This window comes from Streptomyces sp. NBC_00012, from assembly GCF_045040875.1.
Lineage (GTDB): Bacteria > Actinomycetota > Actinomycetes > Streptomycetales > Streptomycetaceae > Streptomyces.
Genome location: NZ_CP108309.1, coordinates 6007068 through 6023296 on the forward strand (window position 1 = coordinate 6007068; position 16229 = coordinate 6023296).

Consider the following 16229-nt stretch of genomic DNA (forward strand, 5'->3'; position numbering starts at 1 on the left):
GATGTGTCTTACCCCACACTGGGGTGCGGTGCCTGAGACATCGGAGCGCGGCCGGTCCATCGAACGATGGTCCTCCATCCCCGCGGTCCGGCAGCGATCACCTGGAGGTCGCCCCCGTGCAGACCCGGACCCTGACCAAAACCGAGCACGTCTCGGCCATCCCCGCGCAGAACCGGGCCGTGCGCCATCCGGAGGCCGAGGTGGAGCCGCCGATACCGAACGACCCGCCCGACCCGCCCGAGGTGCTCATGGAGGAGCCGACCCGGGCAGCCGGGCCGCGGAGCCGCCCGGAGACCGCCGGTCCGTCCTCCGACCTCTTCCGCCAGTACCTGCGGGAGATCGGCCGGATCCCCCTGCTCAGCGCCGCCGACGAGGTGGAGCTCGCCCGCCGCGTCGAGGCCGGGCTCTTCGCCGAGGAACGGCTCGCGAGCACCCCCGACCCGGACACCCGGCTGGCCGTCGACCTCGACCGGCTGGTGGTCATGGGGAGGATGGCCAAACGCCGGCTCATCGAGGCCAACCTCCGCCTCGTCGTCTCCGTCGCCAAACGCTACGTCGGCCGCGGGCTGACCATGCTCGACCTGGTCCAGGAGGGAAACCTCGGGCTGATCAGGGCCGTGGAGAAGTTCGACTACGCCCGGGGCTACAAGTTCTCCACGTACGCGACCTGGTGGATCCGCCAGGCCATGTCCCGCGCCCTCGCCGACCAGGCGCGGACCATACGGGTCCCGGTGCATGTCGTCGAACTGATCAACCGCGTCGTACGCGTCCAGCGCCGGATGCTCCAGGAGCGCGGCTACGAGCCGACCGCGGAGGAGGTCGCCGGCCAGCTCGACCTCACCCCCGAGCGGGTCGGCGAGATCCTGCGGCTCGCCCAGGAGCCCGTCTCGCTGCACGCCCCGGTGGGCGAGGAGGACGACGTCGCCCTCGGCGACCTGATCGAGGACGGCGACGCCGCGTCCCCGGTCGAGTCCGCCGCGTTCCTGCTGCTGCGCGAGCACCTGGAAGCGGTGCTCTCCACCCTGGGCGAGCGCGAACGCAAGGTGGTCCAGCTGCGCTACGGGCTGGACGACGGGCGGCCCCGCACCCTGGAGGAGATCGGCAGGATCTTCGGCGTGACCCGCGAACGCATCCGCCAGATCGAGTCCAAGACCCTCAGCAAGCTGCGGGACCACGCCTTCGCCGACCAGCTCCGCGGCTACCTCGACTGACGCCGCGAGGGCCCGCACCGCCGGACAGCGGTACGGGCCCTCGCGTACGTACGAACGAGCTTTACTCCTAGTCGACTTCGGCGACCGCCTGCGCGAACTGCGCCGAATACAGCCGGGCATAGGCGCCCTCGGCGGCCAACAGCTCCTCGTGGGTGCCTTGTTCGACGATCGAGCCGTTCTCCATCACCAGGATGATGTCGGCGTCCCGGATGGTGGAGAGCCGGTGCGCGATCACGAAGCTCGTACGGCCGTGGGCCAGCCGCGCCATCGCCTTCTGGATCAGCACCTCGGTACGGGTGTCGACGGAGCTCGTCGCCTCGTCGAGCACCAGGATCACCGGGTCGGACAGGAACGCCCGCGCGATGGTGATCAGCTGCTTCTCGCCCGCGCTGACGCCGGAGCCCTCGTCGTCGATCACCGTGTCGTAACCGTCCGGCAGGGTGCGGATGAACCGGTCGGCATGGGCCGCCTTCGCCGCCTCCTCGATCTCCTCGCGGGTGACCTCGCGCGAAGCGCCGTACGCGATGTTGTCCGCGATCGAACCGCCGAACAGCCAGGTGTCCTGGAGGACCATGCCGATGCCCTGGCGCAGTTCGTCGCGCGACATCTTCGTCACGTCGACCCCGTCCAGCGTGATCCGGCCGCCCGTCACCTCGTAGAACCGCATCAGCAGATTGACGAGCGTGGTCTTGCCGGCCCCGGTCGGACCGACGATCGCGACGGTGTGACCCGGCTCGACGTTCAGCGACAGATCCTCGATGAGCGGCTTCTCCGGGTCGTAACGGAACGACACCTTCTCCAGCGAGACGCTGCCCCGCAGCTCCTCGGGACGCTCCCGCTCGCCGGGCACGGGGTCGGCGCCCTGCTCCTCGGCGTCCAGCAGCTCGAAGATCCGCTCGGCCGAGGCGACGCCCGACTGCACCAGGTTCGCCATCGAGGCGACCTGCGTCAGCGGCATCGAGAACTGCCGCGAGTACTGGATGAACGCCTGCACATCACCGATCGACAGCGCGCCCGAAGCTACCCGCAGACCACCCACGACGGCGATCAGCACATAGTTCAGGTTGGAGATGAACATCATCAGCGGCTGCATGATCCCGCTGTTGAACTGCGCCTTGAAACCGGCCTCGTACAGCGCCTCGTTCTGCTCGGCGAAGTCTCGCGCGGACTCCTCCTGCCGGCCGAAGACCTTCACCAGGGTGTGCCCGGTGTACATCTCCTCGATGTGGGCGTTGAGCTTGCCCGTCACCTTCCACTGCTGCACGAACTGCGGCTGCGAGCGCTTGCCGACCTTGGTGGCCACGACCACCGAGAGCGGCACCGTCACCAGCGCGACGAGCGCCAGCAGCGGCGACACCCAGAACATCATGATCAGCACGCCGACGATGGTGAGCAGGGAGTTGATGAGCTGGCCCATCGTCTGCTGCATGGTCTGCGAGATGTTGTCGATGTCGTTCGTCGCCCGGCTGAGCACCTCGCCGCGCTTGGCCCGGTCGAAGTACGACAGCGGCAGCCGCGACAGCTTCGTCTGGATGTCCTCGCGCAGCTGGAACACGACCCGGTTGATGATCCGGATCGACAGCCGGGTCGACACCAGCATCAGCAGACCGGCCCCGACATAGACCGCCAGCGCCACCAGCAGTACGTCGCCCACCGCGCCGAAGTCGATGCCGTGACCGGGGACGAAGTCCACCTTGGAGAGCATGTCGGCCAGGCCGCTGTTGCTTTCGCGCAGGCCGTCGACGGCCTGCTCCTTGGTCGTCCCCTTCGGTATCTCCGGGCTCCGGCCGATGACCCCGGCGAAGACCAGGTCGGTCGCCCGGCCGAGGATCTTCGGCCCGACCACCGACAGGCCGACGCTCAGGGCGCAGGCCACCAGCATCACGTACAGCGAGGTCTTCTCCGTCGCGAAGCGCTTCAGCAGCCGCTTCGATGACCCCTTGAAGTCCATGGACCGGTCGGTCGGCGCCCCGCCCGCCATCATGCGTCCGCCAGGCCCGGCCATTACGCGGCCTCCGCTTCCGTCAGCTGGGAGAGCACGATCTCCCGGTACGTTTCATTGCCGTCCATCAGCTCGTGATGGGTGCCGGAGCCGACCACCCGGCCCTCGTCCAGCACCAGGATCCGGTCCGCGTCGCGGATGGTGGACACCCGCTGCGCCACGATCACCACGGTCGCCTCGGCCGTCTCGTGCGAGAGCGCCCCGCGCAGCGCGGCGTCGGTGGCGTAGTCGAGGGCGGAGAACGAGTCGTCGAAGAGATAGATCTCCGGGCGCTGCACCAGCGTCCTGGCGATGGCCAGACGCTGCCGCTGCCCGCCCGACACATTGGTGCCGCCCTGCGAGATCGGCGCGTCCAGACCGTGCTCCAGCGCCGTGACGAACTCCTTGGCCTGTGCGACCTCCAGCGCGTGCCACAGTTCCTCGTCGGTCGCGTCCGGGTTTCCGTACCGCAGGTTCGTCGCGACCGTCCCGGAGAACAGATACGGCTTCTGCGGAACGAGACCCACGGTCTTCGCCAGCAGCCCCGGCTCCAGCGTCCGCACATCCGTGCCGTCCACCAGCACCTGGCCGTCCGTCACATCGAACAGCCGCGGTACGAGACCGAGCAGGGTCGACTTCCCGCTGCCCGTCGACCCGATGATCGCGGTGGTCTCGCCGGGGCGGGCCACCAGGTCCACCGACCGCAGCACCGGCTCCTCGGCGCCCGGGTAGCGGAAGTCCGCGCCGCGCACCTCCAGATGACCGCGGGCGAGCAGCTTGCGGACCGGCTTGACGGGCGGGACCACGCTGGACTCGGTCTCCAGGACCTCCTGGATGCGCTCGGCACAGACCTCGGCGCGCGGCACCATCATGAACATGAAGGTGGCCATCATCACCGACATGACGATCTGCATCAGATAGGCCAGGAACGCGGTCAGCGCTCCGATCTCCATGCCCCCGCTGTCGATGCGGTGGGCACCGAACCAGATCACCGCGATCGACGAGACGTTCACGACCGTCATAACGGTGGGGAACATCAGCGCCATCAGCCGGCCCGTGGACAGCGCCACGTCCGTCAGCCCCTGGTTGGAGCCGCGGAACCGCTCCTCCTCGTAACCGTCCCGGACGAAGGCGCGGATGACGCGGTTGCCGGTGATCTGCTCGCGCAGCACCCGGTTCACCGTGTCGAGCCGCTCCTGCATCGTGCGGAACAGCGGGCGCATCCGCCTCACGATCAGGCTCACCGCGATGCCGAGCACCGGCACCACCGCGAGCAGCACCGCGGACAGCGGGACATCCTGGCCGAGCGCCATGATGATGCCGCCGACGCACATGATCGGAGCCGACACCATCAGCGTGAACGTCATCAGCACCAGCATCTGGACCTGCTGGACGTCATTGGTCGTACGGGTGATCAGCGAGGGTGCCCCGAAGCGCCCCACCTCGCGCGCCGAGAACGACTGCACCCGGTCGAAGACCGACGCCCGCACATCACGGCCGAGGGCGGACGCGGTACGGGCGCCGTAGTAAACGGCCCCCATGTTGCAGACCACCTGGGCGATGCTGACGGCGATCATGATGCCGCCGAACTCCAGGATGTAACCCGTGTCACCCTTCACGACACCGTTGTCGATGATGTCGGCGTTCAGTGTGGGCAGGTAGAGGCTGGCGCAGGTCTGCAGCAGTTGGAGGAGGACCAGCAGCAGGATGGGTTTTCTGTACGGACCGAGATAGGCCCGCAGGAGTTTTATGAGCACGCGTGTCTCTCGGAGTCGGCAGAAGGCAGGGGTCGACCCATTTTCCGGCACCGGCGGCCGTGACTGCGAGCGATTTTACTCAAGACCAGGTCAAAAAACAGACCGAGTACACAAGTGGAGGGGTTCGCCTCGCTCGGTGTACTCGGCCCTGTCGCACCGGCGTACGGCCGAGAGCCCGTCGGGTGGCCTCCGACCGAAGGCCACCCGACCGGGATCTCAGCTCGCGGAGTCGAACGCGCCCGGGTGGATCTGGTCCCGCGTCGCCATGTACTGCTGGCGCACCGCCTGTCCGACGGCCAGCTCCTCGCCCGGCTCCAGCACCTGCGCCGCGGCGCCCTGCCAGGCCGGGGGAGTGAGCGGATCGCCGGTCCCCTGCGAGACCCCCAGTGCCCAGGCCGCCTGCCGGGCCGCGCCCAGCGCCGCGTACTCGGCGGGCTGCGGCACGACCACCTGCGTACCGAAGAGCGCGGGCGCCAGTCCCTGTACGGCGGGCAGCTCGGCCGCCGCGCCCAGCAGGAACACCCGGCGCACCTCGACGCCCCGGCCGCGCAGTACATCGAGCGCGTCGGCCAGCGAGCACAGCATCCCCTCGAACGCCGCCCGCGCCAGATGCTCCGGCTTCATCGACTCGCGCCGCAGCCCGCAGAGCGTCCCCGCGGCGTGCGGCAGCCGCGGTGTCCGCTCGCCCTCCAGATACGGCAGCAGCACCAGCCCGGACGAGCCCGGCGTGGACTTCAGCGCCAGCGCCGAGAGCTCCTCCAGTCCCTCCACGCCGAGCATCTCGGCGGTCCCGCGCAGCGCTCGTACCGCGTTGGACGTGTGAACCACCGGCAGATGCTTTCCGGTCGCGTCCGCGAACGAAGTGATCATCCCGGCCGGATCGGACAGCGCCTCGTGGTGCACCGCCATGACCGAGCCGGACGCACCCAGCGAGACCACCGCGTCGCCGGCCCCGACCCCGAGCCCGAACGCCGCCGCCATCGTCTCGCCGGTCCCCGCGGAGATCAGCAGCCCCTCGGGCGTCTTCCCGGCCGCGTCGGCGGGACCGAGCACCTCGGGCAGCGCCGCCTGGTGCCCGAGTGCGAGCTCCACCAGGTCGGGCCGGTACGAGCCGGTGTCGGCCGACCAGTAGCCGGTGCCGGACGCGGCACCCCGGTCGGTGGTCCGCCGGGCGGGACGCCCCAGCAGCTGCCACACCAACCAGTCGTGCGGCTGGAGCACCGCGGCCACCCGCTGGGCCGCCTCCGGCTCGGTCCGCGCCAGCCAGCGCAGCTTCGCCACCGGCTGCGCGGCCTGCGGCACCGCCCCGACCGCCTCGGCCCAGGCCTGCCGCCCGCCGAGGCCGTCGACCAGATCGGCCGCGGCGGCCTGCGCCCGCTTGTCGTTGCCGACCAGCGCCGGGCGTACGAGATTGCCCTGGTGGTCCAGGGGTACCAGCCCGTGCTGCTGGGCGGAGACACCGATGGCCTGCACCCCTTCGAGCAGCCCGCCACCGGCGGCCTCGCCGAGCGAGAGCAGCCACGCCTGCGGGTCCACCTCGGTGGCCTTCGCTTCGACGGGGTGTGCGGCGAACCCCCGGCGCAGCACCGCGCCCGTGTCCGTATCGCAGACGACGATGTGTGTGAAGGCGGAAGAACTGTCCAAGCCGGCGACTATCCCCATGCCCAAGATTCTGCCGCACCGCCGGACCTTTCCGTACCGGTGGAGCGGCAGTGGCTGGGGCGGCCCTTGGGTCTTTCGTTTGGATCAGCCCGGCATGATCCAAACGAGAGGCCCTAGGTGTTGCTGGTGCCCCAGTCGTCCTCGCCGTTCCGGCCGCGGTCCCGCAGCGAGCGCACCCGGTCGGTCACCGAGGCCGGGACCTTCTCACCGACCTTGTCACTCACCGCGTGGTACGCCTTGCCGGCCAGGTCGCGGCCGCTCTGCGCCGCGGACTCCGCGGTGTTGCGCACGGCCGGATTCTGGGCGAACTGGCGTGCGGACTTCTTGAGCTGCTCGTAGCGCTCGCGTCCGGCCCGTGTCCCGATCACGTATCCGAGGGCCAGTCCGGCGATGAACGTGAGCCGGTACCGCATGGCTGCCACCCTTCCTTGCAGTGCGACGTGTGCTGCCCGACCTACCCGCGGGCACCTGAGATCACCCCGGGGGATACCGATTGGCAAAGCACCCCCCTGCTTGCGCTAATGTATGTGTCGCAGCGAACGCGCGCCGCCCGGCAGCAGCCAGGTAGGTAGGGTTCGGTGCACACGCAGCAATCCCCTGTAGCTCAATTGGCAGAGCAGCCGGCTGTTAACCGGCAGGTTACTGGTTCGAGTCCAGTCGGGGGAGCGCGATCCCCTGTAGCTCAATTGGCAGAGCATTCGGCTGTTAACCGGAGGGTTACTGGTTCGAGTCCAGTCGGGGGAGCGGAACGGAAGAGGACCCCGAGGGGTCCTTTTTCGTATGCCCGCCGACGGTCGCCACCGTGGTGCGTGCGGGATGCATGTGACTCTTTCGCGTGCACTTCGCTCGATCCGGAACCGGACGACCGGCGGTGAGGTCTTCATGGTCATGCGAAGCCGACCATCCGGAGCGAGAGATCGTATGACCGGCTATGCTGCGGCAGACGGCGCGCACACTTGTACGCGCCACGCCGAAAAGGGGCGGTAGCTCAGCCGGTTAGAGCAGCGGACTCATAATCCGTCGGCCGTGGGTTCGAGTCCCACCCGCCCCACCGAGCGACCCCAGGCAGAATCGTTTCGGCCTGGGGAAACGCGTTTCTGTGGGGCATTACGCGTGCTGCGGACACCTCGCGGGGGTGTGGCGAACGCGAGTCCTCGCACATTGAAGGCGAGTTCTGTACGGCTCCGACCCGGGGCCTTGCAGCGATGCCGCCGTGGGGAGCGCCGTGGAACGGTCCCGCGGCCGTTGAGAGAGACGTCGCACTCCGCCCAACCCCACCGCATCCGTCAACGGGGCTGCGGCGAAGGCCAGGTTGAACCGTTCGATCGGTCCCGGACCGGGGTCAGGGTGCCTTCCGCGATCCGCAGCCGTTCCACTGCCTCGGCAGGGCGGGCAGCGGGTTCGACCGTCAGGGGTGGCCTCAGCCGACGGATGACCCGGAAAACGCGGGAGCCGGCGGCCTCATGACCGGAGAGGTACTACCCGCAGTCAGGGCTTCATTCCCGAGAAGCCGGCCGCGAGGCGTTCGGCGTCGCGCTCCGGGCGGATGCAGGCGACGGCGAGCAGCCCGGTGAGGATCATGACGAGGGCGCTGATGAGGAAGGCGGTCGTGTAGCCGGAGGCCGTCGAGTCCGCCGCGTCGATGAGGTAGCCCGTGAGGGCGGGGGCGACGAGACCGGGGAGGGTGCCGGTGGCGGCGACGATGCCGAAGAGCGCACCACGCTGCGCGGTGGGCACGACCTCGGCGGTGGTCATGTAGTGGAGGGGAACGGCGACGGCGCCGGTACCGAAGGCCAGTCCGATCAGCAGGAGCCGGGGGACGGCCGAGTCGGTGAAGGGAAGCATGGCCATGGCGCAGCCCGCCAGGCAGACCGCGATGCCCTGCGTGGCGCCGCTGGACCAGCGGCTGGTGACGCCGCGGGCCTTCAGCATGTCCATGAGCGGGGACACCGTGAGGAGCAGGACGAGGCTGAAGCCGGCGATGGCACTGATGGTGCTCGCGGCGTCCCCGGGGGCCATGCCGAGCTCGGTCCGGAGGTAGGACGGCAGCCAGGCCTGGCTGAGGGACAGTGCCCAAGAGGCGCCGAAGGCGCTGGAGATGCTGCCCAGGACAGTGCCGGTCAGCAGCAGTCTGCGGTAGGGCAGGCGTGGGGCGGCGGCTGCCCGGGGACTGCGCTGCCCCCGCTTCCCCGTGTGTGCCGCGGGTGCGTCGTCGAAGGGACCGTCGTGACCGACGTGCCACCAGATCAGCGCCCAGGCCGCGCTGGCGGCGGCGAGCGCGACGTAGGCGGAGCGCCAGCCGTGGTCCGTGATGAGCCAGGTGAGTACGGGCGCGGAGACGAGGGTCCCCAGGGCGGCGCCGCCGATCTGCAGGGCGGAGGGGAGCCCGCGCCGGTGCGGAGGGAACCACTTGTAGAGGGCGTGCATGGACATGGACGCGGCCGGGCCTTCGGCGGCGCCGAGGAGGACGCGGCCCGCGATCAGTGTGGGGACGGCCGCCACGACGAGTACAGGCAGCTGGGCGACGGCCCACGTCAGCGTCATGACGAAGAGCAGGGTGCGGCTGCTGACGCGGGAGGAGACGAAGCCGACGACGAGTCCGGTGAGGCTGAACAGCAGGAAGAAGGAGCTGGAGATCAGTCCGTAGGTGCCGTGACTGATCTCCAGCTCATCCATGATCGGGACGGCGGCGAGGCCGAGAACGGCCTTGTCGGCGAAGTTGATGACCATGAAGGTGACGATCAGCGCGGTGACGAGCCAGGCCCGGACCCGGTCGTACGGTGGAGGGACGACTGCCTCTTCGCCGAGGAGACCGGCGGGCGGCGCGGAAGGCTGGGAAGCCATGGGTGACTCCTGCGGGTAGGGCCTGACTCCGTACGGGGGTCCGGCTCAGACGAGGGCCTTGACGATGGCGTTCTTGTGGATCTCGGTGGTGCCGGTGACGATCCGGAACATGCGCAGCGTGCGGAAGATCTGCTCGACCTCGTGGCCGCGGGTCAGCCCGGCCTTGCCGTGGATCTGTACGGCCTGGTCGGCGACGCGGAAGCAGGCCTCGGAGGTGAAGAGCTTGCACATGTTGGCCTCGACCGCGATGTTCTCGCCCCGGTCGGCGCGCGCGGCGGTGGCCATGACCATGGAGCGGGCGGCGTACAGCTCGGTGGCCATGTCGGCGAGCTTGTGCTGGATGGCCTGGAGGGCGAGCAGCGGCTGCCCGAAGGCGACGCGTTCCTTGGAGTACGCGACGGACAGGTCCCAGGCACGGCGGGCGGCGCCGATCAGGGAGGGGCAGTGCAACAGCCGGTTGAGAGTGATGCGGCCGATGCCGATGCGCAGGCCCTGGCCGATCTCGCCGAGCAGGTTCGCGGCGGGGATCCGGCAGTTCTCGAAGACCAGATCGCCTTCCATCCGCTGCCCGGACATGGGCACTTCGCCCTCGAGAACCCGGCAGCCGGGAGTGTCGAGGTCGACGAGGAACGCGCTGTACGCCTCCTCCGTGCCGGCCATGCGCGCGACGACGATCGCGAAGTCGGCGAAGGGCGCGGCGGACGAGAACACCTTGTGCCCGTCGAGGACGTAGGTGTCGCCGTCCGGCGTCGCGGTGGTGCGCATACTCCGGACGTCGGAGCCCGCGTCCTGCTCGGTGATCGAGAAACAGCAGGCGAGTTCGCCGCGGACGACGGGCATCAGATACCTCTCGAGCTGGTGCTCGGTGGCGTACTTCACGATCGCGCCGACGCGCAGCGGCCCTCCCAGGTCGCCCAGTACCGAGTGGGACAGGGCGGCCCCGGAGGCTGTGAGTTCCTCCTTCAGCGCGCACAGCTCGGTGAAGTCCAGGCCCTGGCCGCCGAGTTCGGGAGGCAGGCTGATGCCGTAGAAGCCGAGTTCCGCGCTGCGCTTCCAGACGTGCTCCAGCGTGGGACGGTCGAGTGCGCTCTCGGCGGTGATGCCGTTCGCCTGCTCGTAGGGGAGGAGTTCGTCGGTCAGGTACGTACGCAGCCGGCCGACGAGTTCCTTGAGGCGAGGGTTGTCGTCGTAGGAGGGTTCGAGGGTGTAGGGCATGATTCGGGTTCCTCTTCTCTCTTTCTCTTCCTGTTCCTGCGGCTCGGACCGGAGGCCGAGGTCAGGGGGTCAGTGGACGCGGCGCTCGATGCCCGTCCAGTACCGCTCGCGGATCGCGCGGCGGTCGATCTTGCCGTTGGGGTTGTGGGGCAGGGCGTCGACGATCTCGACGGTGCGGGGCTTCTTCATCCGGGCGAGGTGTTCGGCGCAGAAGGCGATCAGCCCGGGGCCGTCGAGGGGAGCGCCGTCGCGTGGCACGACGACGGCGTGGACGGCTTCGCCCCATTGCTCGTCGGGGACGCCGACGACGGCGGCCTCGTACACGCCGGGGTGCTGGTGCAGGACGGATTCGACCTCTACGGCGTAGATGTTGAACCCGCCGGAGATGATCATGTCCTTCTTGCGGTCGACGATGAAGACGTATCCGTCGGAACGGCGGCGAGCGAGGTCTCCGGTGTGGAACCAGCCGTCGTGGAAGGACTCGGCTGTGAGGTCCGGTGCGTTGTGGTAGCCGGGGACGACATCGGGCCCGCGGACGGCGATCTCGCCGATCTCTCCGTCGGCGACGGGTGCGCCGCTGTCGTCGACGATCCGCACCTCCGCCTCCGCGAGCGGGCGGCCGCAGGAAAGCAGCAGCTCCTCGTCCCCGTCCTCGATCGCCCGCCGGTGGTCCTCGGTGGAGAGGAAGAGCACGCCCGATGTGGTCTCACCGCATCCGAAGCCCTGCGAGAGCACGGGCCCGAACAGGTCCCATGCCGCCCGGATCCGGGCCGGTGACATGGGTGCCGCGCCGTAGGTGAGCTGGCGCAGGCTGGAGATGTCGTAGTCCCGCGCGGTCGGCAGCGCGAGGACGGTATTGACCATCGTGGGGACGACGAACGCGTGCGTGGCACGCTCGCGTTGGATGGTCGCGAGGAACTCCTCGGCGTCCCAGCGCGGCAGTACGACCGCGCAGCCCCCCGCGAAGAAGATGCCGAGGAGCGGCATGCCCGAGGCGTGCGTGACGGGGCCCGCGAGGATCTGCCGGTCGCCGTGGCCGACCCGGGTGGCGGCGCTCATCACCGACTTGCGCAGCAGCGCCAGCCGGTTGCCGTACGTCTGGATTGCCGCCTTGAGCTTGCCGGTGGAGCCGGACGTGAAGTGCAGGACCGCGATGTCGGTCTCGGAGCAGTCCGCTTCCACGGGTTCGGGTGCGGTGGCCGCGAGCGTTTCCGCGTAGCCGGGGCCGAGATCGCTCGGCCCGTCGTAGCCGAGCACGGTCTTCACCCCGGTGCCGGGGACCGCGGCGCGGGCGGCGTCCAGGTGGGCGGCGTCGGTGAGCAGGACCCGGGCGTCCGACTCCGTGAGCAGTTGACCGACTTCCGCGGTGCCCAGCCGTGCGTTGATCGGCGCGCGGGTCAGACCGGCCTTGTAGAGGGCGACTTCGGTGACGACCAGCTCGGCGCGGTTGGCGGCGAGGGTGGCGACGCGGTCACCCCGGTCCAGGCCCAGGCGGCGCAGTGCGGCAGCGAGGCGGTCGCTGTGGTCGTCGAGTTCCGCGTAGGTCAGCCGGACGGGGCCGCACACCACGGCTTCGGCATCGGGTTGATGGTCGGCTGTCCTGCGCACGTACCGCCCGAGATTCATCGCGTCTCCAAACTTTCCGAACACTGTGTCCAGTAACAATCTTTGTGTGCGGCAACGTAAGGGCAGCGTTAGGGTCAGGTCAACGGTCCGGAGGGCCGGAGGAGTCGGACGGGCCGAAGAGGTCCGGACAGACCGGACAAGAAGGAAGCGAAGTGGACACGAAGCCCGCGGGAGACCGCCGCGTCCGCAGGACGCGGGCCGCACTGCGCCAGGCCCTGGTCGAACTGGTCCTGGACAGGGGGTTCCAGGCGATCACCGTCGAGGAGATCGCCGAACGCGCCGACGTCGGCCGCGCCACCTTCTACGCGCACTACCGCGACAAGGAGGACCTGCTGATCGGCATCGTCCGGGACCTCGCGGAGGACCGCGAACGCCTTCTGCCGGCACTCCAGCAGGCGCGCACCGAGGGCTTCACCGGGCTGCCGGTGAAGTACATCTTCGAACACGCCGAGCAGGAGAAACCCGTCTACCGGGTCGTCCTGCGGGGCGAGGGGGACGGACGGGCCCTGCGCGAGTTCACCGGCCTCGTCTGTGCGCACGCCGAGGCCGCGTTCCGTGCGCGCACCGAAGAGCTCGGGGTCGCGCCGAGGATCCCGCTCGATGTCGTCGCCCGGGCGTGGACCGGCGAACTCATCGGCCTGCTCACCTGGTGGGTCGAGAACGACACCGGGTACAGCGCCGCCGAGATCACCGCCCACCTGCGCGACCTGTCCGTCTACGGCCGCGTCTGGGCGACCGGGCTGACCCCGTCCGACGCCCCCGGAGCCCTCGACCTCGCCCCATGAAGACGCACGTATCGCCCCGCGCCCCCTCTGGCTGATTTACCGGACACTGTGTACGGTATCGAGCTTGGTGATGGACATCGATCACGAGCGCAGCGGATGCATGCAGATCGTTCCCGAGGCCGCCGCCTCCACGATCGTCTCCGGCGTGCCGGACGGCTGCGGGCGCCGTGTCCGCTTCCCCGCGGCACCCCCGACACGCCCGCCACCCTCTCCTCCCACGACCTGTGGTGGATCCCGAACGACTCCTATGGCTCCTTCATGGCCGGCGGCATCCACGGCCAGCGCCTCTTCGTCTCCCCGCGCTCGACCTGGTCGTCGTCCACTACGCCTCCCGGATCGTCTCCCCGGCGGCGCCCTACCCACCCCTCAACCAGGCGTTTCTCAAGATCGGCGCCCACCTTCAGGGCTGAGTTCGATCTTGAGTCCGGGAAGTGGGAGGCGATGCGGGGCTGACGCCGATCGCCATGCGACCAGCCGGTCGGCGGGTCCGGTCCGGCCTCCTTCGAGATGCGTGATCCGTCGGTCTCGGCTGAACTGCGAGAAGTGGCACTCCCCGGTCCCGGGCCCGTCATGACCTGCGCATACGTAGGTATCAGGGCCCTCATGGATTCCGTGGGGCCCTCGCCGCGGCCTCGTCGCACGATCAGACGGCCGCGCCTCGGCCCGGTGGGTCGTCCCGGTGAAGTGCGGCCCGGGGCCCGCCCGTTTCTTGTCGATGCGTCATGTCCGGAGAGTCACCTATGACAACGCTCCGAAGGATTGGGGTATTTCGTCACTTTTAATCCTTGATTACGGCTTCTACGACTTGTTGGCCGCAGGGGTCGGACGTAGTGTCGGAGGTGCCGCAGCAAGAGCAAGGAGCGGCACAGTGAACTCCTCCAGAGGAGGCGAAGATGAAGGTTCGCAGCATCTTCGACCACAGGGACAGGGGCCACGGCGGATACGGTGGCCGTGGCGGTTACGGTGGCCGTGGCGGTTACGGCGGACGCGGATACGGCGGACGCGGTTACGGCGGACGCGGTTACGGCGGCTACTTCGACGACTACGGCTATGGCGGTCGTGGGCGTGGACGTGGCTGGGGCTGCTGACACCCCTCATCCCCGATCCTTGACCCCAACTCGAGGCAGGCTCGCGCACACCGCGCGGGTCGGCCTCGTCGTTTGGGCCCATTTCCATGGCTACGGTCCCTGACCCGAGCACCTCTGTGACGTGATGCCCATGCGCTTTCGCAGCCCGCTCCAGAGTTCAGCCCGTCCCGAAGAGCCGCCCGAGGACCCGGTGACGGATGTTCCGATCCGTACCGACCCCGTCAGCATCCTGGCGTCCTTCCGGCGCTTCTGGCCATTGACCAGAGGCGACCGGCGCTGGCTCGTCGTCATCTTCCTCTGTGCGGTCCTGGCCGCCTTCGCCGAGACCGTCACCGTCCTGCTGTTCGCCGAACTCACCGACAAGGCGCTGCAGACCGGCGACGTCAGTGCCTTCTGGAAACCCGCCACGCAGTGGCTCGCCGTGGCGGTCGCCGGTGCCGTAGTGGGGTACCTGGGCAGTTCGCTCGCGGTCTGGACCGCCGAACGCTTCGTACTACGGCTGCGGGCCCGCGTCTTCAGCCATCTCCAGAAGCTCCCGCCGCACTTCTTCCAGCGCAATCGCCGCGGCGACCTGGTGGAGCGGCTGACCGGCGACGTGGAGGCCATCGAGGCGCTGGTGGTATCAGGCATCGTGGGGACGGCGTCGGCACTGTTCGGCACCATCTTCTACGCCGGCGCGGCCCTGTTGCTGCGCTGGGACCTGGCCCTCGCCACCTTCCTCATGGTTCCGGTCCTGGTGGTCGTCACCCGCGGGTTCGCCAAGCCCCTGCGCGCGGTGTCCCGGCGCGGTCGGGCGGCGGACGGCGCCATCACCGCCGTGGTCGAGGAGACCCTGGTCAACGTCGTCATGACCCAGGCGTACAACAGGCAGCAGGACGAGGAGAAACGGCTCAGCAGCAAGGCGCGGCTCCGGTTGAGGACCGCGGTGAAGGCCGTCCGCCTCACCGAGTTCTACGAGCAATTCATCGAAGTCCTCGAAACGTTGTGCGTCCTCACGATCATCGGTCTGGGGGCGTGGGAGATCTCGGCGGGCCGGATGACCCTCGGGCAGCTGCTGGCCTTCGCCGCCTTCATCGGCTACCTCTACCCGCCGATCCGCTCGCTGGGCCAGCTCGGTCTGACGGCCACCGCCGCGACCGCGGGCGCCGAACGACTGCTGGAGATCCTCGACTCCGAGCCCTCCGTCACCGACCCCGGCGACTTTGTGCCGGTGCCGGAGCGCGGCCGGGCACTCGGCGAGGTGGAGGCGCGTCAGGTGTCCTTCCACTACCCCGGCAGCAGCGAGCAGGTGCTCCGCGACCTCTCGTTCACCGCAAGTCCCGGCGAACTGCTGGTCATCACCGGGCCCAGCGGTGCGGGCAAGTCGACGCTGGCCGCGCTGCTGCTCAGGTTCTACGACCCGGACGCCGGCAGCGTACGGCTGGACGGTGTGTCCGTGGACGGGATGCCGCTGACGTATCTGCGCCGCAACATCACGCTGCTGCCGCAGGACACCCTCGTCCTGCACGACACCATCGAGCAGAACATCGCCTGCGGCAGCCTCGGCGCGAACCATGACGACGTCGTGCGGGCCGCGCGGGCCGCCGACGCCCACGCCTTCATCGAGGTCCTCCCGGAGGGATATGACACCGTCATATCCACCGGTACCTCCCGGCTTTCCGGCGGTCAGTTGCAGCGCATCGCCATCGCCCGCGCCATGCTGCGCGACGCACCCGTGCTCCTCCTCGACGAGCCCACCACCGGACTGGACCGGCTGGCCGCGGAACGCATCCTGGAGCCCCTGCGGCGGCTGGCCCGCGGCCGCACCACCATCGTGATCACCCACGACCTGGCCCTGGCCGCGGACGCCGACCGCATCCTCGTACTGGACGAGGGGCGCCTGGTGGAATCCGGCACGCACACCCAACTTCTCGGCAGGAGCGGCCTGTACGCCACGCTCTTCGAGCGCCGCGTGCAGCCGCACAACGGAACGGTGTACAAGTCCGCCCGGCCGTCAGGGATCCACTGGAGGTAGCCAGAGGCAGCCGGCCGGCGGTACGGACACCGCACGGCGCCGCCGG

Annotated in this window: 11 protein-coding genes and 3 tRNA genes; 7 read left to right on the forward strand and 7 right to left on the reverse strand. The window is 69.4% G+C overall.

All coding sequences use genetic code 11. The features are described 5' to 3' along the window. Nucleotides 1-116 precede the first annotated feature (116 nt). On the forward strand, nucleotides 117-1211 hold the full coding sequence (locus tag OHA19_RS27545) for an RNA polymerase sigma factor (protein ID WP_405712408.1): 1095 nt from the start codon (nucleotides 117-119) through the stop codon (nucleotides 1209-1211). Nucleotides 1212-1278: 67 nt separating this feature from the next. Here the strand turns inward: OHA19_RS27545 and OHA19_RS27550 are convergent, their stop codons facing one another. The 4 genes from OHA19_RS27550 to OHA19_RS27565 form a co-directional block, all read right to left on the reverse strand. Next, nucleotides 1279-3216 carry an ABC transporter ATP-binding protein gene (locus OHA19_RS27550; RefSeq protein ID WP_405712406.1) on the reverse strand — a complete coding sequence of 646 codons (1938 nt, stop codon included), beginning with the start codon at nucleotides 3214-3216 and terminating at the stop codon, nucleotides 1279-1281. Continuing rightward, a complete protein-coding gene (locus OHA19_RS27555) occupies nucleotides 3216-4949 on the reverse strand; it encodes an ABC transporter ATP-binding protein (protein ID WP_405712404.1) in 1734 nt (577 codons plus the stop codon). Before OHA19_RS27555 ends, OHA19_RS27550 begins: the two co-directional genes overlap by 1 nt. Before the next feature lie 216 nt (nucleotides 4950-5165). After that, nucleotides 5166-6611, reverse strand: coding sequence for an FGGY family carbohydrate kinase (locus tag OHA19_RS27560; RefSeq protein WP_405712402.1), 1446 nt, complete (start codon nucleotides 6609-6611; stop codon nucleotides 5166-5168). 113 nt (nucleotides 6612-6724) lie between these two features. Continuing rightward, nucleotides 6725-7024 carry a YtxH domain-containing protein gene (locus OHA19_RS27565; protein ID WP_405712400.1) on the reverse strand — a complete coding sequence of 100 codons (300 nt, stop codon included), beginning with the start codon at nucleotides 7022-7024 and terminating at the stop codon, nucleotides 6725-6727. 180 nt (nucleotides 7025-7204) lie between these two features. On the opposite strand from OHA19_RS27565, the gene OHA19_RS27570 reads away from it, so the two are divergent. The 3 genes from OHA19_RS27570 to OHA19_RS27580 all read left to right on the forward strand — a co-directional run bounded on the left by OHA19_RS27570 (nucleotide 7205) and on the right by OHA19_RS27580 (nucleotide 7662). Next, nucleotides 7205-7277 (forward strand) — tRNA-Asn (locus OHA19_RS27570). Nucleotides 7278-7282: 5 nt separating this feature from the next. Further along, a tRNA-Asn gene (locus tag OHA19_RS27575) sits at nucleotides 7283-7355 on the forward strand. A gap of 233 nt (nucleotides 7356-7588) precedes the next feature. Next, nucleotides 7589-7662 (forward strand) — tRNA-Ile (locus OHA19_RS27580). A gap of 437 nt (nucleotides 7663-8099) precedes the next feature. Here OHA19_RS27580 and OHA19_RS27585 read toward each other — a convergent pair. The 3 genes from OHA19_RS27585 to OHA19_RS27595 all read right to left on the reverse strand — a co-directional run bounded on the left by OHA19_RS27585 (nucleotide 8100) and on the right by OHA19_RS27595 (nucleotide 12296). Next, on the reverse strand, nucleotides 8100-9455 hold the full coding sequence (locus tag OHA19_RS27585; protein ID WP_405712398.1) for an MFS transporter: 1356 nt from the start codon (nucleotides 9453-9455) through the stop codon (nucleotides 8100-8102). Nucleotides 9456-9500: 45 nt separating this feature from the next. After that, nucleotides 9501-10670, reverse strand: a complete 1170-nt coding sequence (locus OHA19_RS27590) for an acyl-CoA dehydrogenase family protein (RefSeq protein ID WP_405712396.1) — start codon at nucleotides 10668-10670, stop codon at nucleotides 9501-9503. A gap of 69 nt (nucleotides 10671-10739) precedes the next feature. After that, on the reverse strand, nucleotides 10740-12296 hold the full coding sequence (locus tag OHA19_RS27595) for an acyl-CoA synthetase (RefSeq protein ID WP_405712394.1): 1557 nt from the start codon (nucleotides 12294-12296) through the stop codon (nucleotides 10740-10742). A gap of 152 nt (nucleotides 12297-12448) precedes the next feature. Here OHA19_RS27595 and OHA19_RS27600 point away from each other — a divergent pair, with 152 nt between their 5' ends. The 3 genes from OHA19_RS27600 (at nucleotide 12449) to OHA19_RS27610 (ending at nucleotide 16183) form a co-directional block, all read left to right on the forward strand. Beyond that, on the forward strand, nucleotides 12449-13081 hold the full coding sequence (locus OHA19_RS27600) for a TetR/AcrR family transcriptional regulator (protein ID WP_405712392.1): 633 nt from the start codon (nucleotides 12449-12451) through the stop codon (nucleotides 13079-13081). Between the two features lie 893 nt (nucleotides 13082-13974). After that, nucleotides 13975-14169, forward strand: a complete 195-nt coding sequence (locus tag OHA19_RS27605) for a hypothetical protein (protein ID WP_405712390.1) — start codon at nucleotides 13975-13977, stop codon at nucleotides 14167-14169. Nucleotides 14170-14299: 130 nt separating this feature from the next. Next, nucleotides 14300-16183 carry an ABC transporter ATP-binding protein gene (locus OHA19_RS27610; RefSeq protein ID WP_405712388.1) on the forward strand — a complete coding sequence of 628 codons (1884 nt, stop codon included), beginning with the start codon at nucleotides 14300-14302 and terminating at the stop codon, nucleotides 16181-16183. Nucleotides 16184-16229 lie beyond the last annotated feature (46 nt).